The sequence below is a fragment of the Mesorhizobium sp. AR02 genome (assembly GCF_024746835.1).
Lineage (GTDB): Bacteria > Pseudomonadota > Alphaproteobacteria > Rhizobiales > Rhizobiaceae > Mesorhizobium.
Genome location: NZ_CP080531.1, coordinates 1125729 through 1147680, shown reverse-complemented (window position 1 = coordinate 1147680; position 21952 = coordinate 1125729). Strand labels below are relative to the sequence as shown.

Below are 21952 nucleotides of genomic sequence, written 5' to 3'. Positions count from 1 at the left end.
TGTACAATTCTGATCACGGACAGATCACGATGACGATGGCTGCAAACATAGGCGCGAGCAGTGCACTTGGCGCTGAGCGTTACGAGACGGATCGCGCGGGCTATCTGCTCGTCGCTTTCTTCGCGCTGCCGTTCTTCCTGTTCAACATCCTTCCCGTGCTGTTCGGCGTCTATGTCTCGTTCACGCGCTGGAGCATCGTTGGCACGCCGAAATGGGTGGGGCTCGACAATTTCCACAAGGCGTTCGCCGACCACTGGGTCGCGGTCGCCTTCAAGAACGTCTTCCTCTACGGCCTCGTCATCGTTCCCTGCGTCACCGGGCTCGGCTTGCTGTTCGCGCTTTTCGTCAACAAGCGTTATCCGCTATCGGGCCTGGCACGCACGCTCTTCTTCGCCCCCACGGTCGTGTCCGCGACGGTGATCGGGCTTGTATGGGTCTGGATGCTCGACACCCAGTATGGGCTCGTCAACTACTACCTGTCCTTTCTCGGTTTCGACGACATCCCCTGGCTCACCTCCACGCGCTGGTCGCTGATCGGCGTCAGCATTGCCTCGGTCTGGTGGGATCTGGGCCTTGCCTTCGTGCTGTTCCTGGCCGCCTTGCAGGATATTCCAGGCGAGATCATCGACGCGGCGCGGGTGGATGGTGCCAATCGCTGGCAGCGCTTCAAGCATGTGATCCTGCCGCATCTGCGACCTGTCATCAGCATGGTCGTGACGCTGCAGCTGATCTCAACGCTGCGCATCTTCAGCCAGGTCTATGTCATGACCAATGGCGGGCCGGCCAGCTCTTCGTCCTCGCCGATCCACTACATCTACAATCTCGCCATCGTCAGAAACCTGTTCGGCTACGCCGCCGCGGTTTCCCTCTTGCTGTTCGTGTTGATCCTGGCGATCACCGTGGTCCAGCGCTTTCTCCTCAGGGAGCGCGCATGATGACCGCCTGGCTGGACCAAAAGCTCGAGGCGCGCGGCCTCGAGAGAGCGGATCTTTTCATCTGGCCGCTCGGCATGGCCGTCGCCGTTCTCTGGGCGTTGCCCTTCGTCTGGATGGTGTCGACGTCCTTCAAGTTTCCGGGCGATGTCATGACCAAGGACATCGAATGGCTTCCCCACCGCATCACCCTGAACAACTATATCAAGGTCTTCGACTATCCTGTCATACGCTGGGGCTTCAACAGCGTCGTGCAGGCGACGGTATCGACTTTCCTCTGTGTCCTGTTCGGTGCGATGGCCGGCTACGCGTTGGCGCGTATGCGGTTTCCCGGCCGGGATACGCTGTTCTACATCTTCCTCGCTTCGCTGATGATACCCACCGAGGTTTCGGTGATCCCGCTGCTGCTTGGCTTTGTGAAAATCGGCTGGGCAAGCAGCTACCAGGCCCTCATCCTGCCATCGATCGGCAATGTGTTCAGCGTCTACATCTTCCGCCAGTTCTTCCTGTCGTTCCCCAAGGAGCTGGAGGAGGCCGCGAAAATGGACGGTGCTGGACCGTTCAACCTGTTCTTCCGCATTGCGCTGCCGCTCGCCCGGGCGCCGGCAATCGCGGCTTCCGTCATCATCTTCACCCTGAACTGGAACAACTTCCTGTGGCCGCTCCTGGTCACCTTCGACGAGTCGATGAAGACGCTTCCGGTCGGCGTGGCAGCCTTCACGCCCGTGGTCGGAACGCAGACCCAGATCGAGGGCTATAGCGTTGCCATGGCGGCGGTGACCATCCTGAGCATCCCCAGCCTGCTGCTGTTCTGTTTCCTGCAGCGCTATTTCATCCAGGGCCTTTCCCAGGGCAGCGTGAAGCAATGACGGCACGAACCTATTCCCGCACCGATCTTGTCGATCCTTTGCCAGGCCAGCATTTCATCGACGGCAAGTGGCGAAGATCCGCCGACGGTCGAACATTCGAAACGATCGATCCCAGCACGGAAGCGGTGTTGGCAATCGTGGCGCGCGGCGACGCTGGCGATATCGACGCTGCGGTTAGGGCCGCGCACCGCGCGCTGCATGGCGACTGGCGCAACTTGAGCCCGGCCGAGCGCGGACGGCTGCTCTTCAAGCTGGCGGATTTGCTGGAAGCGGACGCCGAACGATTTGCACTGCTCGAAACGCTAGATGTCGGCAAGCCGGTCAAGGAGGCGCTCGGCGACATCAGAGGCGTGTGCGCGACGCTGCGTTACAACGCCGGTGCCGCCGACAAGATGGAAGGGTCGACGATCCCGCTGGGTCGCGACTTCGTCGACTTCACCATGCTGGAGCCAGTTGGCGTGACGGGCCATATCGTGCCTTGGAACTATCCCCTGGGCATGGTCGCGCGCTCGGTGGCGCCGGCACTAGCCGCGGGCTGCACGGTCGTCATCAAGCCTGCCGAGCAATCGCCGCTCACGGCGCTGGCCTTCGCTGAACTGTGCCAGAGGGCCGGATTGCCCGATGGCGTGGTGAATGTCGTGGCGGGCTTTGGCGAAGACGCCGGGGCGGCGCTCGTTTCGCATCCCCTGGTGCGCGGCATCACCTTCACCGGATCGGTCGAAACCGGGCGCAAGATCTACGCTGGCGCGGCACAGGGGCTGAAGCCCGTGGTGCTCGAACTCGGCGGCAAGAATCCAATGGTGGTATTCGAGGATGCCGATCTGGAAAGGGCAGCCTTCGACGCGCTCGACGGTGCGTTCGGGAACAGCGGCCAGGTCTGTTCCTCGTCGTCGCGATTCCTGCTGCATCGATCGATCCGCGAGGAATTCCTCGACCGGCTGGCGGAGGGCGCGGCCCGGATGACCGTCGGCAGAGGCCTCGACAATTGCGATCTCGGACCGCTGGTCTCGAAGGAGCAACATGCCAAGGTTCGATCCTACATCGATGGGGGCCGCGCATCGGGAGCGACAGTGCGGCTTGGTGGCGATCGTCCGCGGGGGCTGGAGGCCGGATATTTCGTCGAGCCGACGATATTCGAAGGCGTCGATCCGGCCAGCGCCTTGGCGCGCGAGGAGATATTTGGCCCGATCGCCGTCGCACTCTCCTTCGACACTGACACGGAGGCTCTCGCAATGGCCAACGGTCTCGGCTTTGGCTTAGTGGCCGGCGTCTACAGCCGCGACATTTCCCGCGCCCTGACATTCGCCCGCGACGTCGAGGCCGGCTCGGTCTGGATCAATGGCTGGTTCATCGGTGGCGTGCAGGCGCCGACCGGCGGCATCAAGGACAGCGGAGTAGGGCGTGAGCGCGGACTGCCTGGCATCCGCAACTATCTCAGCATCAAGAACATCGGAATTCGGCTGTAGGCCGGAAAATCAAGACATCCCAAAAGAGGAAACCAGGGAATGACTGTTATGAAAGACGTTGAGCACTTCACGATCTTCAAGGATCAGGAGCATTGCGTCAACCAGATCGCGACGCGGCTTCTGAAGAACGGCGATATATTGGCCGTGTTCAACGAAGAGCGCTTCCCCTTCCATCACGACAGCGGCCAGACGCTGATGACCCGCTCCAAGGATGGCGGCAAAACCTGGAGCCCGCCGAAGGTCGTCCTGCCCTGGTCTGAAACGCAGGGCAACTGGGACTGCGGCATCTGCGAAACGCAGGACGGCACGCTCATCGTCAACCTGACCATCACTGGCTTCTTCAAGCGAGGCATCAAGCCCGAACAGCCGTCGTGGAGCTCGCACCCCAACACCAAGGAATGGGGCGACTGGACCTGGGCCTATAAGACGCAGGCCTGGCTCGGCACTTTCGTCGTCAAGTCGAAGGACGGCGGCGAAACCTGGACCCAGCCGATCCCCGTCAATGTCCGCCCGCTCAAGCATGGCGGTTGCCGTCTCGGCTGCTGGGAATTGCCGAACGGCTCGCTGCTGATGGGTCTTTACGGCCGCATCCATGGCTATGAGGAAGAGGGTGAAGGCGAAAGCACGCGCTCGGCGCTGATGCGCTCGGACGATGGCGGCGACAATTGGGAGTATTTCTCTACGCTCGGCTTCGACCCCGCCAGCATCATCGACTATGAGGAGCCTGGCTTGGTCCGGCTCGCGGACGGCAGGCTGGTTTGCTTCATGCGTACGCATGTCAACCCGACCAGCGATGCCAAGAACATGGTCATGACGGTCTCCGAGGATGACGGCTTCAGCTGGACGCCGCCAAAATGGACCAACATCTGGGGCTATCCGCCGGAACTGATCGCCCTTCAGGATGGCCGCTATCTCATGGTCTACGGCTATCGCCGGCCACCCTATGGCGTGCGCGCGATCATCTCTGATGACGGCGTCACCTGGGACGTGAAGAACGAGTTCGTCATCCGCGAAGGCGGCGTGCCCGGCCAGACGGTGACCGAGACACCCGGTTCGAGCCGTATGACGCCGGCCTCCGGCAAGATCGAGGGCGGCGACGTCGACTGGAACCATCCCGGCGTCTACCAGCACATAGGCTACCCCAGCGTCGTCCAGACGCAGGATGGCGCGATCGTCTGCTCGTACCACGAATGGAGCGACGACCCGAAGCCGCTGCAATATGTTCGTTGCACGCGCTTCCGGATCTGAGCCCCGACGATGAAATCCGGCGCGGCAGCCTTGATACCTCGAATGGATGATCAGACGATCCATTGCGATCCGCACGCATACAGCGCGCATCCGCATCTCGCTGTTGCGGCCAACGACAATTGGCTGCTGGTATTCACGCAGTCGCGCCGCCGTGCCGGGGTTCTGCATCCACCGCAGGATCCTCTGTACTGCAACATGCTGATGCGATCGGCGGATGAGGGGAGAAGCTGGTCGACTCCTTCCATCGTCCCCGGTTTCGGCTGGCAAGGCGTGGAATGCGCCGGCCTCACCCTACTGCGCTCGGGCGTCGTGCTGCTGAACCAGTGGCGCTTCGACTGGCATACGCTCGCCTATGCGCAGGCCCATCTTGCGCCTGGCGCCTATACGCGGCCGGAGGAGCTGTTGGGCGCCGAGGCCATGGCGGCCGAACTTCAAGACTGGACGCCGGAGAAAACCGCGCTTGCGGAACGCTATCCTTGGGCGCGCGGCGGCGGGCAAACATGGGTTCATCGTTCGGTCGACGGCGCAAACACCTTCACCGCGTCGACGCGCATCGACACGACGCCTTTCAGTGGCGGCTACGGCATGCGTGGCGGCATCGAGGTCGACGGCGAAATCATGCTGCCGCTTTGCGACGTGCCGAATTATGCCGCCGTGTTCACCGTGCGCTCGGGCGATGGCGGCCAAAGCTGGTCCGAGCCGCGTCTGGTGGCTGCGGGCGAAGGGCATGCCTTCGAGGAACCGGCACCCATCCTGCTGCGCAACGGCCGGATCGTCATGCTCTTGCGCGACAATGTCTCGCGCATCCTGCATGTCGTCAGTTCGGGGGATGGTGGTGTCTCGTGGAGCGCCCCGTCGCCGACCGGGATCGAAGACTATCCGGCCGATATGGTGGAACTCGACGACGGCCGCATCGCCTGCGTCGCCGGAAGACGGCGCGCGCCCTTCGGCATTGCGCTCTACATCTCCCAAGACAAGGGAAACAGCTGGAATTTGGCCAGTCCCTACATGGTCCGCTCAGGCCTTCCCAACCGGGATCTGGGCTATCCATCGCTGGCGCTGCGCGCCGATGGCAGCCTCTACGTCACCTACTACGCGCAGGATTCCCAAGGCATCACAGGCATCCATGCCAGCGTTCTCGCGCCCGACGCTGATGGCTGGCGCCAGGAAGGACTTGCTTATGGCCAAGGTTGAGCTTTCGGGCGTCTCCAAGAAATATGGCGAGAAGATCATTATCCCTGGCATCGATCTGACGATCGAGCATGGTGAATTCCTGGTCTTCATCGGTCCGTCGGGCTGCGGAAAATCGACGTTGCTGCGCATGATCTGCGGCCTGGAGCCGATCAGTGGCGGCACGGTTGCCATCGGTGGCAAGCCGATGCGAGGCGTGCCGCCGGCAAATCGCGGCGTGGCCATGGTGTTCCAGAGCTATGCCCTCTATCCGCACAAGACGGTCGCCGAGAACATGGCCTTCTCCCTTCTGATGCAGGGCATGCCGAAGGCCGAACGTGACAAGCGGGTCGCTGCCGTCGCTGACACGCTCCAGCTTGGCCCGTTGCTGGCCCGGCTTCCCAAGGAGCTTTCCGGAGGACAGCGCCAGCGCGTGGCGATCGGCCGTGCGATCGTGCGCGAACCAGAAGTGTTCCTGTTCGACGAGCCGCTGTCGAACCTCGACGCCGAACTGCGTGTCCAGATGCGGCTCGAACTCGCCAAGCTGCACAGAAGCCTGGGTGCCACGATGATCTATGTCACGCACGATCAGACCGAGGCGATGACCTTGGCCGACCGGATCGTAGTGCTGCGCGATGGCGTGATCGAACAGTTCGGAACGCCGGCACAGATCTACGATGCGCCGTGCAACCGGTTCGTCGCTGGCTTCATGGGATCGCCGAAAATGAGTTTCCTCGAAGCGTTCGTGGAGGCGCAGGACGGAACGCATCTGACGCTGCAAATCCCGGGAACGACGGGCGACAGTGTGGAAGTCGACCTGGCGCAGCCGATGGCGCTTTCCGGTAGCGTGACCATCGGCATCAGGCCGGAGCATTTCAACACGCACCGCGCGGCCGGTCCGCGGCTGCAGGCCGACGTCGAATTTGTCGAGCGGCTCGGCGGCGAGAGCTTCATGCATGCGCCGGCGCATCCGGCAGGCGCGCTGATCATGCGCCAGGGCGATGAGGAAGCGAGAAGCGTCGGGACGGGAAAATGCGAGATCGGGGTTGATTGGCGCAAGGCGCATCTGTTTGCTCGGGATGGCAGAACGATACCGCTCACACGGGAACTCCAGGGGCGGGACTGATCCTGGCCCTGGGCTCAGCTTCGTCAACCCGACGGCGCGAGCGAAGGTCAACGCGAAACATACAGAGCCGCGGGCGACGGCGACGGTGCTGGCCTGCATGAGGGAGACGACTGTGGACTTTGAAAAATTGAAATCGCGTCTGGCGGGCTGCTATGTGACGATACCGACGGCATTCGAGGACAGTGCCGACTTTCCAGTCAACCATGCGGCGATCAGGGCCTATGTCCGCTTCCTGATCGACAACGGCCTGACCACCGAATATGCCACACTCCTGGCGGGTGGCGCGGCGGGCGACTTCTCGACCATGTCGTTCCAGGAACGGATCAGCGTCGGCGAAACCGTTGTCGACGAGGCCAAGGGAGGTGTTCCGCTTGCCTTTGGCGGCCAATCGACCAGCACGCTGGAACTGGTGAAGCTGGCGCAGGCGGCGCAGTCGATGGGGTTCGACTTCCTGCAGGTCTCGTGCCCGTTCTACTTCACCCACACGGAGGCTGACTTCGAGGAGTTCGTCATGGCCGCGGCCAAGGCGGCGCCGCGCATCGGCATCATCGTCTACAACACGTTCTGGACATCGACGAGCCTGTCGTTCGGCATGATCGATCGTCTGGCCAGGATCGAGAACGTGGTCGGCCTGAAATGGGCGACACCACGAACGGACGCCATGGAATTCGAGGACGTCACCTCGAATTTTTCCAAGCGCTTCACGATCATCGACAACAATCTGTTCTTTCCCTATTCGGCGATGCCGTCGCTAGGCGCGCAGGCCTTCGAGGTGCATCTCTGCAACTACTGGCCGGAATGGGGAATAAAGCTGATCGACGAGGTCAAGGCACAGAACTACGCCGAGATCGCGCGCATGATGGTGGAGGAGGCCATGCCCTTCTACAAGCTCTGGGTTGCGATCGAGAAGGAGTTCACCAGCGGCGACGGCTATCTCGACAAATTGTGCATGGAACTGATCGGTCTGCCTTCGAGCCGATGCCGGCCGCCGACACGCGACATTCGTCAGGACTATCGCGCCAAGACCCTGGCGATGATGCAGGCCGCGGGCGTGCCCCGCCTGGTGGCGCGATGAGCATGCATAACCCGGCGCAAGCCGACCTGATCCCGCAACCAACCTGACCGGAGGCCAGCGTGACCCTGACCAGAGACAGCGCCCATGACATCGCGGCAAAGCTTGTGCCGAAAGGCCTGGCATTCATCGGCGGCCGCTTCGCGCCGGCGTTGGATGGCGCAACCTTCGAGACGATCAACCCTGCGACGGGGGCGGTCATAGCGGATGTGGCGCATTGCGGCGCGGCTGACGTTGATGAAGCCGTCAAGGCTGCCCGCAAGGCTTTCGACAGCGGCGTCTGGTCACGCGCCGTGCCCGAATACCGCAAGGAGGTGATGCTCAGGCTCGCCGATCTGGTGCGCACCCATCGTGAAGAACTCGCCGTTCTCGAGAGCATCGACAGCGGCAAGACCGTGACCGACTGTCTGCATGAGATCGGCCGCGAGGTGTCCACCTTCTTCCAATGGTATGGCGAGCTTGCCGACAAGTCCTTCGGCAAGGTGGCGCCGACCGGTGAGAATGCCCTGGCGCTGATCGTCAAGGAACCGGCCGGCGTGGTCGGTCTCGTCCTGCCGTGGAATTTCCCGCTGCTGATGGCGGCATGGAAGATGGCGCCCGCTCTGGCCGCAGGCTGTTCGGTCCTGGTCAAGCCGGCAAAGCAGACGCCCTTGTCGGTGCTGCGGCTGGCTGAATTGGCGCAGGAGGCGGGCCTGCCCGACGGCGTGCTCAACGTCTTGCCGGGACTGGGCGAAACAACCGGGCAGGCGATCGGCCGCCACCCCGATATCGATATCGTCTCTTTCACCGGATCGACCGAAGTGGGCGGCTATTTCCTGCGCTATGCCGGCGAGAGCAACCTCAAGGTGGTCGGGCTCGAGATGGGCGGGAAGAGCCCCTTCATCATTCTCGACGATGCCGAGATCAATGACGACCTCATCGAGCACGCGGCGATGTCGGCCTTCTGGAATGGCGGGCAGAACTGCTCGGCCAATATGCGTCAGCTTGTCGACAGACGCCGGGCCGAGGAATTCGCGCACCGCGTGACGGCCCGCGCGCAAGCCTTCCTTGTCGGCGATCCGCTGGATCCCGCCACCAATATCGGCGCAATGGTGACACAGGAGCACCAGACCCGCGTGCTCGGCTATATCGCGCGTGGCGCGGCCGAAGGCGCTCGGCTTCTCACCGGCGGTGGCGCCAGCAGTCCGGGCTATTTCATCCAGCCTGCCGTGTTTGCCGACATGACCCCGACGATGAGCATCGCGCGCGAGGAAATCTTCGGGCCGGTCCTCGGTATCCTGCCGGTCGACGGTATGGAGGAAGCGCTACGCATCGCCTGCGACACCGACTATGGCCTGCACGCCACCGTGTTTGCCCGTGATATAGACCGCGCCATCCACATGGCGCGGCGGCTACCTTGCGGCACGGTTTCGGTGAACGGCTTTTCGGAAGGCTACGTCAAGACGCCCTTCGGCGGTTACAAGCGCTCCGGCTCGCTCGCCCGCGATAACGGCACCGAGGCCATGGACCAGTATCTCCAGACCAAGACCATCTGGTTCACCACCGCGCCGCCGTCGGTTGCCCGATGACGGAAATCGGTGTTTGCGGCATGTTTTCGCACGAGCAGGTGGCACGGCTCAGGCTTGGTGCGGGCGATCTTCCTGTCAATCTGGTGGCGGCGGACGCCGATTGCCACAGCGCCATCGTGTTCGGTAACCCCGAGCCTGACAAGATCGCGGCAAACCAGAACCTGCGCTGGCTGCAACTGGAATCGGTAGGGTTCGGCGAATATGCAGGCCTCGACTGGAAATGCGGCCATGGCAAAACGCTGGTGACCAATCTTGCCGGCTTCTTTGCCGACCCGGTCGCGGAATCGGCGCTTGCCGGTATTCTGGCGCTCTATCGGGGCATCGATCGCCTGGTGCTTCTCCAGGCGGGCAAGCAGTGGCTTGGCGATCCCTTGCGCACGCGCCTGCGCCTGCTGCGCGGCGCGCGCGTCGTCCTGCTCGGCTATGGCGCGATCAACCGGCGGCTGGCTGAACTGCTGGCGCCATTCGGCTGCGCGATAACGCCAATCACGCGCGACGAGGTCGCGGGGCTCGACAAGGCGCTTGCCGATGCCGACCTGGTCGTCTGCACGGCGCCCGCCACGTCCGCGACCGCAGGTCTTTTTGATGCCTCTCGCCTGGCCAGGATGAAGGTCGGCGCGATCTTCTGCAATTTCGGGCGTGGCTCGATCCTGGACGAGGACGCACTTGCCGACGCCCTCGAGCAAGGCCGGCTTGGCGGCGCTGTGATCGACGTGACCCGCGATGAGCCCTTGCCGGCTGGGCACAGGTTCTGGACCTGCCCGAACATCATCCTGACGCAGCATTCCGGCGGTGGCACGACGGATGAGCTTGACCGCAAGATCGATGTCTTCCTGGCCAACCTGGCGCGCTTTCGCGCCGGCGCGCCACTCGAAGGCGTGGTCGATTTTTCACGAGGATACTGATGGCCCTGATCACCAACATCCGCTGCGTCCTGCTGTCGTCGCCCTATGCCGATGCGGACGATCCGGAAATCAAGGAATGCTTCCCCAACGGGCCCAAGCGCACCATCGGCATGGTGGAGGTCACGCTGGACAATGGCGTGACCGGACTGGGCGAAGGCTACCTCGCTGTATTCGCCCCGCTGGTGTTCCAGGCAATCGTCGACCTTTGCCGTCCGCAGGTGATCGGCCGCGACGGATTCGACATCGAACGCCGGGTCAAGGACCTTCGCAGCCTGTGCGATTACTGGTCGCTTCAAGGCGCCGCGCGCCACGTCATCGCGGCCTTCGAAATTGCCTTGCAGGATGCCAAGGCCAAGAGCCTGGGTATGCCCGTCTACACACTTCTCGGCGGGGCGCAGGCCCAATCGATCCAGATCTACGGTTCGGGCGGCTGTTGCGATGCCAAGGAACAGTTCCTGCGCGAACTGGATATGCTGGGTTCGCTCGGGATCGAGATCTACAAGATCCGTTCGGTCAAGCGCGACATCCTGCGCACGGCCTGGGTGCTGGAAGAGGCAGGGCGGCGCGGCATCAAGGTTGGCGTCGATATGTGCCAGAACCTGGCCGATCCACCTCAAACTGTCGAAGATGTGGTTGGTTTCGTCGAGGCCGTCCACGCCATCACCGACCAGCGCATGGTGTTTGTCGAGGAGGCGCTTGGGCCCGACCAGCCGGATGCTTTTCGTGAACTGCGCGGCCGTATCGATGTGCCGGTCTGCGGCGGCGAGATCGTCACCACGCCCAAGGAGATGATCGAGCGCATCAACGCCGACGTCTATGATTTCGTCCAGCCCGACGCCTCAGTGATGGGCGGAATTTCGGCTGTCATGGATGTTTTCGAGGCGGCCAAGGCCAAGGGCACCGACGTGGTGGTGCATGCCTGGGGTGGCGCGGCGGCGATCATGGCCAGCTATCACGCGGCCTTCGCGGCGGGCGGCAAACTGGTCGAATATCCGATGCTGTATTTTCCGCTCGGCGCCGAGATGATCGGCGACCAGGGACGTATCCAGAACGGCCGCTTGATCCGTCCAACCGCGACGGGGCTCGGTCTGACGCTCACCCCCGACATGGAAGCGCGCTATCCTTTCGATGAAACCGCCGTCTATTCCTGCGTGTTGACCGACTGGGGCCCGCCGCCGGATAGCTGCTGGCGAGATTGACCCAGTTGGCCTCGTGATAGATTTCGGCCGCCTCGCTTGGGGCGAGCGGAGGATCGGAGACTGGAGGGCCGCTCCTATTGGCCGGTCGGCCGTGCTGCGCGATTGTGGGTTGGGGCGAATCAGCCGTGCCAGTGGGAGCAGCGGATGATGCAGAAGTTGCCGCGGCGGAAATGCGGCTCCTTGTTGGCGATGACGTCGGCCTTGACGTTGCCGAAGGTCGTGCCCGGCTTGTGCTTGATACCGTCGTAGAACGCCTGGATGATGTCTTCGTCGCTGCGTCTTTCGATCAACCGCGAAACGTCACCCTGGTCGCCAAGGTCGTCGAGCAGGCGCTTGCGCCAGGCTGCTCCCCCCTGGTAGGTCAGGGCCGAGTAAGGCTGGTTTGGGCAGTCTGGCCTGCTGCCGGTTCCATGGACACGGAGTTAAGGTGTTGAAGATGGAACCGGCAGCAGGCCAGAGACCCACTCCGGCGAGCCTTTTTTGCGCGACTTCGATAAACCACGGATGATCCTGCGCTTGTAGGCCTATCTTCCAGCAGCCGAGATGTGCAACTCGGCTTAACGATCGATCTCTCCGAACACGATGTCGAGCGAACCAATGATCGCGGAGACATCGGCGATCATGTGGCCCCGACACAAGAAATCCATTGCCTGCAGATGGGCGAAGGAGGGTGCTCGGATCTTGCACCGGTACGGAACATTGCTGCCATCGGAAATCAAATAAACGCCGAATTCTCCCTTTGGCGCCTCCACGGCGGCGTAGACTTCACCGGCCGGCACATGAATCCCTTCGGTATAAAGTTTGAAATGATGGATCGTCGCTTCCATCGAGCGTTTCATCTCGGCACGCGACGGTGGCGTGATCTTCTGGTTCGGAATCGCCACCGGCCCCCGGCCTTCCGGTGGACGCAGCTTTTCCAGACATTGCTTCATGATCCGAACCGATTGGCGCATTTCCTCCATGCGGACGAGATAGCGGTCATAGCAGTCCCCGTTCTTGCCGATGGGAATGTCGAAATCCATCTCGGGGTAACATTCATATGGCTGCGCCTTGCGTAAATCCCAGGCTGCGCCCGATCCGCGTACCATCACGCCGGAGAAGCCCCAAGCCCAGGCATCGTCGAGGCTGATCACGCCTATGTCGACGTTGCGCTGCTTGAAGATACGGTTGTCTGTGAGCAGCACTTCGAGATTGTCGCAGACCTTGAGGAACGGGTCACAGAAATCCCAGATGTCGTCCAGAAGTTTCGGAGGCAGATCCTGATGCACGCCGCCGACCCGGAAATAATTCGCGTGCATGCGGGCGCCGGAAGCGCGCTCGTAGAAGACCATCAGCTTCTCGCGCTCGGCAAAACCCCAGAGCGGCGGGGTCAGCGCGCCGATATCCATGGCTTGCGTCGTCACATTGAGAAGGTGCGACAGAAGCCGGCCGATTTCGCAAAAAAGGACACGGATAAGCTGTCCGCGCCGCGGAACCGATATTTCGAGCAGCTTCTCGACGGCGAGGCAGAATGCATGCTCCTGATTCATCGGCGCGACGTAGTCGAGCCGGTCGAAATAGGGCAGGGCCTGCAGATAGTTCTTGTGCTCTATGAGCTTCTCGGTCCCGCGATGGAGCAGGCCGATATGCGGATCGACGCGCTTGACGACCTCGCCATCGAGTTCAAGCACGAGCCGCAAGACACCATGCGCGGCCGGATGCTGCGGTCCGAAATTGATGGTGAAGTTGCGAATTGCAGCCTCGGCCATGGCAATCCTTCCGGCCTCGTAGTTCGCAGTCGATCTCGAATGCCCGATGCAAAGTGCGGCGCCTGACCGACGATCAAATCAAGTCGTCGTCTGGGCCATCGTCACCGATGTTGGCAGCGACCACATGCGACAAATCCAGCCCGACCGCTGCCGACACCGACACGGCAGGTGGCGTCGCATCGATCGAACTTTGCAGGATATACTACTCTTCCGAGCTCGTTTGGGTAATCACGGCATCGACCTCCGATCTAATTTCCGGAGGCAAATCCTCGATGTCGATGACCGCTACGCTCGTGAAGCCTGGTCACACAAAGTTGGCGGAGCCTGGGTTACATCTGGGGGAAGTTGCGCGCCCGGGGATTGAGCGTAAACTGGCGACGCCACGCCGAGTGCCAAAAGGACGGCGATTGTCGTCAGCATGCGCATGATCTTTCCGTTCCCGTTTGCTCAAAGGAGGATCATCTTGATGGCAACAAAGAGTATCCCTTAGTTGTGGCCTCGGCTGCCACAGATGTGCCCAATGGTGAAAGCCGTGCCTCGGAGCTGTTGCCTTGGACATGTAAATCGTGAGGCCGGTAATTTTGCTGGGGTAGTGTCTACAGGGATTGGCAGCAAGGTCCGATCCAACACGGGCGTTTTCGTCATGGACGCGACGATCGAATGGATTACCTCGATCAAGGGGCGGAATTTACCCCAGCAAAATTGCCGGTCTCCCCCCGAGGATGGGCCGAACGCCTTGCCAGGAAACTCAGGCTCCGATGAGATAGCAGGGCTCCGAAAGCTCACGGCTTCGGAGCAGGTAAGGTACCGATCCGCATCGGCGCCACTCCATTCACCGCACGGGCGCCAACTGGCCCCCCGTTATCCCTCCGCTTGGACTTCTTTCCATGCTCGTTGCGCAGATTAGTGACTTCCATGTCCATCCCGTTGGCCAAATAGTATATGCTGGCATCGACACCAATGCCATGACGCGGCGCGCCATTGCCACGATCGCTGCCCTGGACCCTGTTCCCGATTGCGTCCTCGTCACGGGCGATCTTGCCGATAGCGGGGGCCCGGACGAGTACGCTCTCGTGGTTGATATCTTGTCCCGCCTGGCAATGCCGGTATTCGTCATTCCGGGCAATCACGACCGGCGCGAGACGATGCGCGACGGCCTCGCCGCGGCCTATCCCTATCTGCGCCAAGCTGAGGATTTTCTGCATTACGTTGTCGAGGATTTTCCGGTTCGGCTCATCGGCCTCGACACGGTGGTGCCGGGAGAGGTCGGCGGTGCTATCTGCGCTGCACGAGCGGCTTGGTTTGCCGATCGTCTCGCTGAAGGCGACGGTCGTCCGACGCTGGTCTTCATGCATCACCCACCCTTCGTTACCGGTGTCAGCGGGATGGACGCGACGATGTGCCGAACCGACAGCGCATTCGCGGGGCTTGTCGAAAGCCATCCTGAAATTGAATGCGTGGTCGCCGGCCATCACCATCGCCCCATCACCCGTCGCTGGGCCGGCACGATCGGCTTCGTTGTGCCCGGAGTGGCGCATCAGCTGGCGCTTGATCTTCGCCCGGGCCAGCCCATCCGATTTATCCTCGAGCCTCCGGGCTTTGCGCTCCACGCCTGGTCGCCCGAAACCGGCTTGGTCTCGCATGTCGCGCCAATCGGCGACTACGGACCGAGTCGCGATTTTTAGCTTTATTCCGGTTGTCCGTGGAAGCTCGAGAAATGAGCCGCTACTGCTGGCCTCGGCGGAAGCGGAGGCCGGAACGCGCATCCAAACAGCGCAGTAGTGACGGTCCGGAGGCGGCGTAAATGCAACGGAAGCGCCGCGCCGGCTGTGCCGGCGTTCGCCCTCGGCTCGCCTGCAGCGCGAATAGCGCTGCTGGCTCGCCCAGGTTCGGTCATCGTCAATCACCAGATCACGCACGATCAGCACGGGAAGGAGCCGGTGAGCGACAGCGCAGGGTTCGGCGTCGTTTTGGCCTTCGGCCTATTGGTGCTCAACTGGCTGGCGATCCGCTATATCGGTGTTGTCGCCTGGCTGGCGAGCTTCTGATGCGCACGCCGTTCCACCCCCGGTGCGAGGAACGGGAGAGCACCAAGGACGGCGACGAAATAGCAGGGCGGTACAACCCGCCCCAACCGAAGCCGCGTTCTCGACGACATGGTTACTGTGACAAGACGAACAGGGTATAAGGCTATCAGGCAGCAGACTGGTTGAGGAACGCCCCACCGTCATGAAGCCGATGAACGAAGAGCACCTCGCGGTTCTACGCAGGCACATGGTCGAGGTGATTGCAATCCATGCCGACCTTGCAAGCGAAGAACTCGGAAAGGCGACGCTCGATGAGCGGGTGATGGCAGCGATGCGGCGGGTGCCGCGGCATCGCTTCGTGCCAGCCCCGTTTGCGCCTTATGCCTACGAGGACATGCCGCTGCCGATCGGCTTCGACAAAACCGTCTCGCAGCCCTTCATCGTCGCTCTCATGACCGATCTCCTTGCTCCCCAACCGCACGAGGCGGTGCTGGAGATCGGCACCGGCCTGGGCTACCAAGCCGCAATCCTCGCGGAACTCGCCGGGCAAGTTTGGAGCGTCGAAATCATCGAAGAATTCGCAAGCTATGCCGAGTCTCTCCTGCAGGGCCTCGGCTCCTCCAATGTCGGCATTCGTGTCGGAGACGGGTCTCGTGGCTGGCCTGAGCACGCCCCATTCGACAAGATCTTGGTCACGGTGGCGGCTAAGCCGACGCCGCCGGCTTTGCTTGAGCAGCTCAAGCCAGGGGGACGCCTGGTTCTGCCTGTGGGATCTGAAAAAGTCCAGTTGCTGACTGTCATCGACAAGGATGCGGCAGGGCAACTCAAGACTCGGAAACTCATCCCAGTTCGGTTCAGTCGGCTCGAAACGGTCTAATGAGGGGTGCGGCTGCGCGGAGCCGTGCTGGAATATCAGGATAACGCGCGCCGCATCGATCACACGGGCGCTGGATGGCATCGCCGATCTTTTGACATCCATGCCGCAACGCTACTCGTCGAGCACGCCTGCAGCCGCCGGTCGCGCCGCTGGCGATCATGCCGGCGCGGTCGTATTGCGCGCTTCTCAAAGACCCTTATCCAGCCCACTGTGTGCCTACGAGGGCAATGGGTCTCTCATCTGGGAAATGACGGCCAAAGGCTCAAGGAATTCGCGTAGTGGCCAACACGTAGCGGGCAGGAGGTAAGATGGATCTCAAGGACAGGCGCCTCTGGTACGGCGTGGTAGCCGTGATCGTGGTATTGGTCGTGATTGCGTATGCGGCTGGTTGGTTTGGCGGCACACCGATACCAGCGCCGCGGCAGTGAGAGTGATCGTCATTCTCGCTTGGCGGCAGCTGACTGCTCAGTCTCTAAAGGTCGAAGGAGGGGACACCTGATTGGCTGTTTCGCTGGTTCGGCTACGATCCTGACGACGCACAGCCTGGACCGTTTCTGAGATGGCTTCCGCTCAACTTGTTGGACGGACCGGTCCTTGGATCGCGCGCAATCCGCAACACTCCGCCATCGGGCCGGGTAACTTCGATAATGGTTTCGACACGGACAAACTGCGATCTTACGGAGTAGCCAGGCGCCAGGTCGTGCCGGAAGTCGTACACTGGAGCCACAAGGGCCCCAACGACCCGGCGGAGAACTCGCATCGGCCCGGCCTTCGGCGTTTTCGAAGCTAAACTGCCACTCCCTTGATCCCGCTGCCTCGGCCAGCAATGGAGCCGGGGCACTCCAGTACAGACTCTGCCCATCGATCACCTCGATCGGCACAGACTCCAGACCGACATCGTCGAACAACCGCGCATTTGACCGCGTTCGCCAAATTAATGGCCGGAACTTTGCGAAGCCTCCACATCTTCGTGAACGAAGCCCTCCAGGCATCATCGTGATTGGACTTCACCTTCCGTTGGAGTCACGCTGGCCGCAGGTAATAAGAAGGATATGGGTGGGCCAACTATCGTCCGAATAGGAGGCCAACATGAAGCACCAAACGATCGAGCAACTGCAGATGGTCGCCGAGATCGATCAGGACTACCTGCGCCAGGCCATGTCGCGCAGCGAACGTCTTGAACGCTGGGCGGAGCTCCTTGAACGGAACCCTGACCGGCGCCTCTCGACGCTGCCTCAGACCGAGTATCAGCCGGTTAGAGCACGCGTGGCCATGCGCGGCGACGGCTCGCCGATCTCAGTCGCTTTCGAGGATCCTGTCCTGCGCGCCGCCGGGTTGGAAAACGACAACTACGGCGAAGCGAAGCGGTTCTTCGAACTGACCGACAGGCAATTGCATGAGATCATCTGCTATTGTCATTTCGGCGCGACGGTGAGCGCCGCAACGGCCGCCCGTCACATCCGTGCGGCGATTGCCGGGAAACAGCCCGGCATGTTCGCTCGGATGCGTGAGGCGTTCGTCGGATAAAGCCGGCGCCGTTTCGCAGCATCATTTTTGAAGCGGCTCGCATGGAAAGCCGCAGCCGAGCGCAGGCAAGCGCTCCCCACGCGGGAAGGCTGCGTTCCATTAGGGATGGTGCGGTCATGACTATCCAAGGTCCTTTTCGAGAGCGGCGTCGAGGTCTGCTGGGCTGAGTTGCACCATCTGTTGCGCCGAACTCTGCAGGGCGATTGCCGGCCGGTGAATGAACGCGCCGACGCGTCGCCAGACAAGCCTGGAATTGACCTGCGGGCTGTCGCGCGTGTTCTGTAAAAAGGTTGGATCGGATGCAACATCGCGTCCAAGATATTCTAATCCTCTTCGAGCCGACCACCAGGGAAAGCTGGGGCGCCAATGTCAAGCAAAGATGGGCAAAATCAGAGTGACCCGCGTTGGCATAGGCTTTAGGACCAAGACAAGACGGCCGGTGCCGTGTCCTTCGCCATCGACGAGGCTTAGCTGTTTTCCGGTTTGCTCCGCCTGCTTCAATGCCCGGCGAATTTCTCCATCAGTAAGGCTAGGCAGGTCTACATCGCGCTCGGCAATGCGAGCGCCGGGCTCGGTCTCACCTCCGGCTTGCCGATTGCGCTAGTTGCCATGGTGGCTGATCGTATCATCCGCGGTTGGTATGATCGGCACCAGTCGGCCCGCGAGGGCCATCAACTGAACGAGTGTTAGATCGCAGTCGCAATAGACCTGCACGACCTTAGGGCTGACCGCACCCCAACCGGAGACGCTGCCGCACGACGTGCGCGTCCTTCTCGAGCGCCTACCGGATGGGCGAGGCAATGCGCAATAATAGAACCTGCTAAATCCGTTGCCTTTGACAACCCGCCACAGCTAGGTCAGTCATGCTCGGGTCGTCCGCGGCGTCGCCAGGAGCAAACAGGTTTCGCTGCCCATTATCCCGGCTATGAGCCGAATGCGCCGTAGCACAGCATCGAAATCAGGCAATGAGGCCGTTCCAAGCTCGACCACCAGATCCCAGCGGCCGTTGGTCGTGTGGATGTTGGAGACTTCGGGCAAGCCACCCAGCGCCCGGATCACGCGGTCGGCAGCGTGGCCCTCAATCTCTACGAGCATGATGCCACGGATGCGCTGATCCACCGCGTCGGCACGCAAAACAACCGTGTAGCCGATGATCTCGCCGGATCGCCGGTCATGAAGCTCGCGCGTAACCGTATAGATGCCATCTGATGACGGCATCTCCTTTTTGAGCAGGCTGCGGCCCGCAATGGCAGCCGCAATTTCAAGTTCAGGCTATATGGTAGCGGCGGGGTTTTGAACCCCCGAGACGATACGTCTTTATTATCAACCAGTTGAGAGGAATCAGGCCTGTCGGAGTCGGTACTCCTGACCCTGTTCGCCAAAAATCGACAACAATATCATATTGTTAGGTAGTAGTAGTGGTAGCGGGAGAGCGCTACCGCCTTTCCCCCACTCATCGAGCTGCCAGTTCCGACTTCGCTGCTGCGGCTAGCGTAGCGAGTCCGTCCTGCCTACGAAATCAGGCGTAGGGGAGTGCCTTGCCCTCCGAAGGCAGCACTCAGCCCGCTCGGTTCATCGTGGGTTTTGGCCGGTATGCGCCGCATGCACGAACCCGCTTCGCGGGAGGGTCGCCTCGACCTGAGATGGCGCGACAGGCATTTGACTTGAGCGGGTAGAGGCGTCGATCTGACCATGGAGTTCCCTTCAACGAGGAACTCGCCATGGCTACCCTGTCGACCGATGCACCAATCTCTCCGCTTCGCCAGCGCATGCAGCACGACATGCTCATGCGTGGCCTGGGCTCCCATACCCAGCAGGACTACGTTCGTCACGTCCGGCGCTTCGCTGTGTTCCTTGGCCGCTCGCCGGACACTGCGACGGCTGAGGACATCCGCCGATTCCAGCTGCATCAGCATGAGAGCGGCGTCGGCCCTGCGACGATCAATGGCGCGGTCTCGGCATTGCGGTTCCTGTTCCTCGTGACGCTGAAGCGGCGGGATCTGGCGCGCGCGCTGGTGATTATGAGGTATCAGCGCAAGCTGCCCGACGTGCTGAGCGTGGAGGAAGCGGCGCGGCTGCTCGAAGCGGCGCCGGGCATCAAGTACAAGGCCGCGCTCGGTGTCGCCTATGGCGCTGGTCTGCGCGTGTCCGAGGTCGCGCACCTCAAGGTCGACGACATCGATAGCACACGCATGCTGATCCGCGTTGAACAGGGCAAGGGACGCAGGGACCGCAACGCCATGCTCTCGCCGCAACTTCTGGAACTGCTGCGGCTGTGGTGGCGCGAAGGCAGGCGGCGCGGGGTGATGCTCCCGCATGGCTGGCTGTTCCCAGGGCGCAGCTGCACGGCGCCGATCTCGTCGCGGCAACTGCATCGCGCGGTCCAGGAAGCAGCCGAAGTCGCCGGCATCCGCAAGCGCGTCAGCCCGCACACGCTGCGCCACAGCTTCGCCACTCATCTGCTCGAACAGGATGTCGACATCCGCGTCATCCAGGTGCTGCTTGGCCACAGCAAGCTCGATACCACCGCGCTCTACACCAAGGTCTCGACGCGGACGATCCATGCGGTCGCAGGGCCGCTCGACCGGCTGATGGCGCTGATGGAACACAAGACGCCGCCCGGCTGAGCCGTGCGCACCTCTGTCGAGGTCGCCGACATCTTCCGTGCTGCCGGCCCCGCCTATCGGGCCGCCCATGCAGGTCACCTGAGCCTCATCCAGCTCAAGGTGATGTCGGCGATCGAGCATTGCCGCACCGCGGCGCTCGGCGGTCACGTCGAGGCCTGCGAGGACTGCGGCCAATGGCGGATCGCCTATAACAGCTGCCGCAACCGGCACTGTCCCAGGTGCCAGGGCGCGGCCGCGCGTACATGGCTCGCCGAGCGCGAAGCCGACCTGCTGCCAGTCGGCTACTTCCACGTCGTGTTCACGCTGCCCGCCGAGGTCGCCGTCATCGCGTTCCACAACAAGGCGCTGGTCTATGACCTGCTGTTCAAGGCGGCATCGGAGACGATGCTGGCGATCGCGGCGGATCCCAAGCACCTCGGCGCGCGCATCGGCATCACCGCCGTGCTCCACACATGGGGCTCGGCAATGACGCACCATCCTCATGTCCACATGATCGTGCCGGGCGGCGGCATCACGCCGGACGCGTCACGCTGGATATCGTCGCGGCCGGCCTTCCTTCTCCCAGTCAGAGTGCTGGGCAAGCTGTTCCGCCGTCTGTTCCTGACCCGACTGGTCGCGCTGCACGACGCCGGTCGGCTCGCCTTCTTCGGATCGGCGGCGCACCTCGCCGATCGTCGGGCCTTCCTACGCCACCTGGCTCCCGTCAAGAAGAAGCGCTGGGTGGTCTACGCCAAGCCGCCCTTCGCCGGTCCCGGGGCGGTGCTCGCCTATCTGTCGCGCTATACCCACCGGGTTGCGATCTCGAACCGCCGCCTGATCGCCTTCGAAGAGGCTGGGGTCACCTTCCGCTACAAGGATTATCGCCGCGACGGCACCGACCGGCAGCAGGTCATGACGCTCGCCACAGATGAGTTCATCCGCCGCTTCCTGCTCCACGTCCTGCCGCGCGGCTTCCATCGCATCCGACATTATGGCCTGCTCGCCGGCTCCGCCCACAAGGCCAGCCTCGCACGCGCCCGCGAACTGCTGGGCGTCGCTGCCCCGTCCGATGACCACACACCCGAACCAGAGGACTTCCGGCCGCCATGCTCCTGCTGTGGCGGACGCATGATCGTCATCGAGGTGTTCGAACGGTGGAGGAGGCAGCCGCGCGGACCTCCGAACGCATCGGCACCGATCCGGGAGACCGCTCCATGACCCGGCATGGTCTGATTCAGCCTCCAGCCACAGGCGCTCAACCTGCGGCGACGGACCCACGCGCGCCCATGGTGCTCAGCGAGGCCCGCAGGGCCCCGTCCGCCTGCGCGCAGAGGCTACAAGGCTGTGCGGAGGCTTCACTGAGCGGTCCGTCCGTGTCCACCGCGTCGCCTAACGGGGGCGGTCACGCCGTCGCCGACATCAGCCGCAAACTAAAATCCCCATAGCCATCAACTGTGGCCCGCGGGTTCCTGCATGAGAGGCTTTCGTACGCCTCTCGGCACCCGAAACCCTTCAGCATATTGGCCATTAGACAATCGCTGCCGCTTCCTGAAAGCGGAAGTCAAAGGGACCGCGCTGTAGGTCTCTATTGCGCCATAAGCGTTCATCGATG

The 21952-nt window shown here is 62.3% G+C and carries 17 protein-coding genes and 3 pseudogenes; 16 read left to right on the top strand and 4 right to left on the bottom strand.

Features of this window, described 5'->3' with window-relative positions:
* Positions 1-29 precede the first annotated feature (29 nt).
* From DBIPINDM_RS09970 to DBIPINDM_RS09925, 10 genes are all read left to right on the top strand, one after another.
* Entirely contained in the window at positions 30-935 is a 906-nt protein-coding gene (locus DBIPINDM_RS09970; RefSeq protein ID WP_258585559.1) for a carbohydrate ABC transporter permease, read from the top strand.
* Complete coding sequence (locus tag DBIPINDM_RS09965) at positions 935-1801, top strand: carbohydrate ABC transporter permease (RefSeq protein WP_258585558.1); 867 nt, start codon at positions 935-937, stop codon at positions 1799-1801. Before DBIPINDM_RS09970 ends, DBIPINDM_RS09965 begins: the two co-directional genes overlap by 1 nt.
* Positions 1798-3267 (top strand): aldehyde dehydrogenase family protein, encoded by a 1470-nt coding sequence (locus DBIPINDM_RS09960; RefSeq protein WP_258585557.1) that lies wholly within the window; start codon positions 1798-1800, stop codon positions 3265-3267. Before DBIPINDM_RS09965 ends, DBIPINDM_RS09960 begins: the two co-directional genes overlap by 4 nt.
* Before the next feature lie 39 nt (positions 3268-3306).
* Positions 3307-4515, top strand: coding sequence for a sialidase family protein (locus DBIPINDM_RS09955; RefSeq protein ID WP_258585556.1), 1209 nt, complete (start codon positions 3307-3309; stop codon positions 4513-4515).
* A gap of 42 nt (positions 4516-4557) precedes the next feature.
* Positions 4558-5709: an exo-alpha-sialidase gene (locus DBIPINDM_RS09950; RefSeq protein WP_258585555.1), complete on the top strand. Its 1152-nt coding sequence runs from the start codon at positions 4558-4560 to the stop codon at positions 5707-5709.
* Positions 5696-6811: an ABC transporter ATP-binding protein gene (locus DBIPINDM_RS09945; protein WP_258585554.1), complete on the top strand. Its 1116-nt coding sequence runs from the start codon at positions 5696-5698 to the stop codon at positions 6809-6811. Before DBIPINDM_RS09950 ends, DBIPINDM_RS09945 begins: the two co-directional genes overlap by 14 nt.
* Before the next feature lie 112 nt (positions 6812-6923).
* Positions 6924-7886, top strand: a complete 963-nt coding sequence (locus tag DBIPINDM_RS09940) for a dihydrodipicolinate synthase family protein (RefSeq protein WP_258585553.1) — start codon at positions 6924-6926, stop codon at positions 7884-7886.
* 59 nt (positions 7887-7945) lie between these two features.
* Positions 7946-9451, top strand: coding sequence for an aldehyde dehydrogenase (locus DBIPINDM_RS09935; protein ID WP_258585552.1), 1506 nt, complete (start codon positions 7946-7948; stop codon positions 9449-9451).
* 20 nt (positions 9452-9471) lie between these two features.
* The gene (locus tag DBIPINDM_RS09930; RefSeq protein WP_258585551.1) at positions 9472-10356 is read left to right on the top strand and encodes a D-2-hydroxyacid dehydrogenase; all 885 of its coding nucleotides are present in this window, start codon (positions 9472-9474) and stop codon (positions 10354-10356) included.
* Positions 10356-11555 (top strand): mandelate racemase/muconate lactonizing enzyme family protein, encoded by a 1200-nt coding sequence (locus tag DBIPINDM_RS09925; protein ID WP_258585550.1) that lies wholly within the window; start codon positions 10356-10358, stop codon positions 11553-11555. Before DBIPINDM_RS09930 ends, DBIPINDM_RS09925 begins: the two co-directional genes overlap by 1 nt.
* 119 nt (positions 11556-11674) lie before the next feature.
* Here DBIPINDM_RS09925 and DBIPINDM_RS09920 read toward each other — a convergent pair.
* Both DBIPINDM_RS09920 and DBIPINDM_RS09915 read right to left on the bottom strand, forming a co-directional pair.
* Positions 11675-11824, bottom strand: a pseudogene (locus DBIPINDM_RS09920) (phosphohydrolase); the annotation flags it as partial.
* A 288-nt stretch (positions 11825-12112) separates the two neighbouring features.
* The gene (locus tag DBIPINDM_RS09915; RefSeq protein ID WP_258585549.1) at positions 12113-13303 is read right to left on the bottom strand and encodes an NADH-quinone oxidoreductase subunit D; all 1191 of its coding nucleotides are present in this window, start codon (positions 13301-13303) and stop codon (positions 12113-12115) included.
* A gap of 887 nt (positions 13304-14190) precedes the next feature.
* On the opposite strand from DBIPINDM_RS09915, the gene DBIPINDM_RS09910 reads away from it, so the two are divergent.
* The 4 genes and pseudogenes from DBIPINDM_RS09910 to DBIPINDM_RS09895 all read left to right on the top strand — a co-directional run bounded on the left by DBIPINDM_RS09910 (position 14191) and on the right by DBIPINDM_RS09895 (position 17734).
* Positions 14191-14988: a phosphodiesterase gene (locus DBIPINDM_RS09910; protein WP_258585548.1), complete on the top strand. Its 798-nt coding sequence runs from the start codon at positions 14191-14193 to the stop codon at positions 14986-14988.
* 544 nt (positions 14989-15532) lie between these two features.
* A complete protein-coding gene (locus DBIPINDM_RS09905) occupies positions 15533-16207 on the top strand; it encodes a protein-L-isoaspartate(D-aspartate) O-methyltransferase (RefSeq protein WP_258585547.1) in 675 nt (224 codons plus the stop codon).
* A 658-nt stretch (positions 16208-16865) separates the two neighbouring features.
* Positions 16866-16991: pseudogene (locus tag DBIPINDM_RS09900) on the top strand (IS6 family transposase); the annotation flags it as partial.
* Positions 16992-17296: 305 nt separating this feature from the next.
* Positions 17297-17734: a hypothetical protein gene (locus DBIPINDM_RS09895; RefSeq protein WP_258585546.1), complete on the top strand. Its 438-nt coding sequence runs from the start codon at positions 17297-17299 to the stop codon at positions 17732-17734.
* Positions 17735-18127: 393 nt separating this feature from the next.
* Here the strand turns inward: DBIPINDM_RS09895 and DBIPINDM_RS09890 are convergent.
* Positions 18128-18271, bottom strand: a pseudogene (locus DBIPINDM_RS09890) (site-specific integrase); the annotation flags it as partial.
* A gap of 324 nt (positions 18272-18595) precedes the next feature.
* A complete protein-coding gene (locus DBIPINDM_RS09885) occupies positions 18596-18952 on the bottom strand; it encodes an Lrp/AsnC family transcriptional regulator (RefSeq protein WP_258585545.1) in 357 nt (118 codons plus the stop codon).
* A 503-nt stretch (positions 18953-19455) separates the two neighbouring features.
* Between DBIPINDM_RS09885 and DBIPINDM_RS09880 the strand changes: the two genes are divergently transcribed.
* Positions 19456-20361 carry a tyrosine-type recombinase/integrase gene (locus DBIPINDM_RS09880; RefSeq protein WP_258582557.1) on the top strand — a complete coding sequence of 302 codons (906 nt, stop codon included), beginning with the start codon at positions 19456-19458 and terminating at the stop codon, positions 20359-20361.
* Between the two features lie 3 nt (positions 20362-20364).
* Positions 20365-21558 (top strand): IS91 family transposase, encoded by a 1194-nt coding sequence (locus DBIPINDM_RS09875; protein WP_258582558.1) that lies wholly within the window; start codon positions 20365-20367, stop codon positions 21556-21558.
* The last annotated feature ends 394 nt before the right edge of the window (positions 21559-21952 follow it).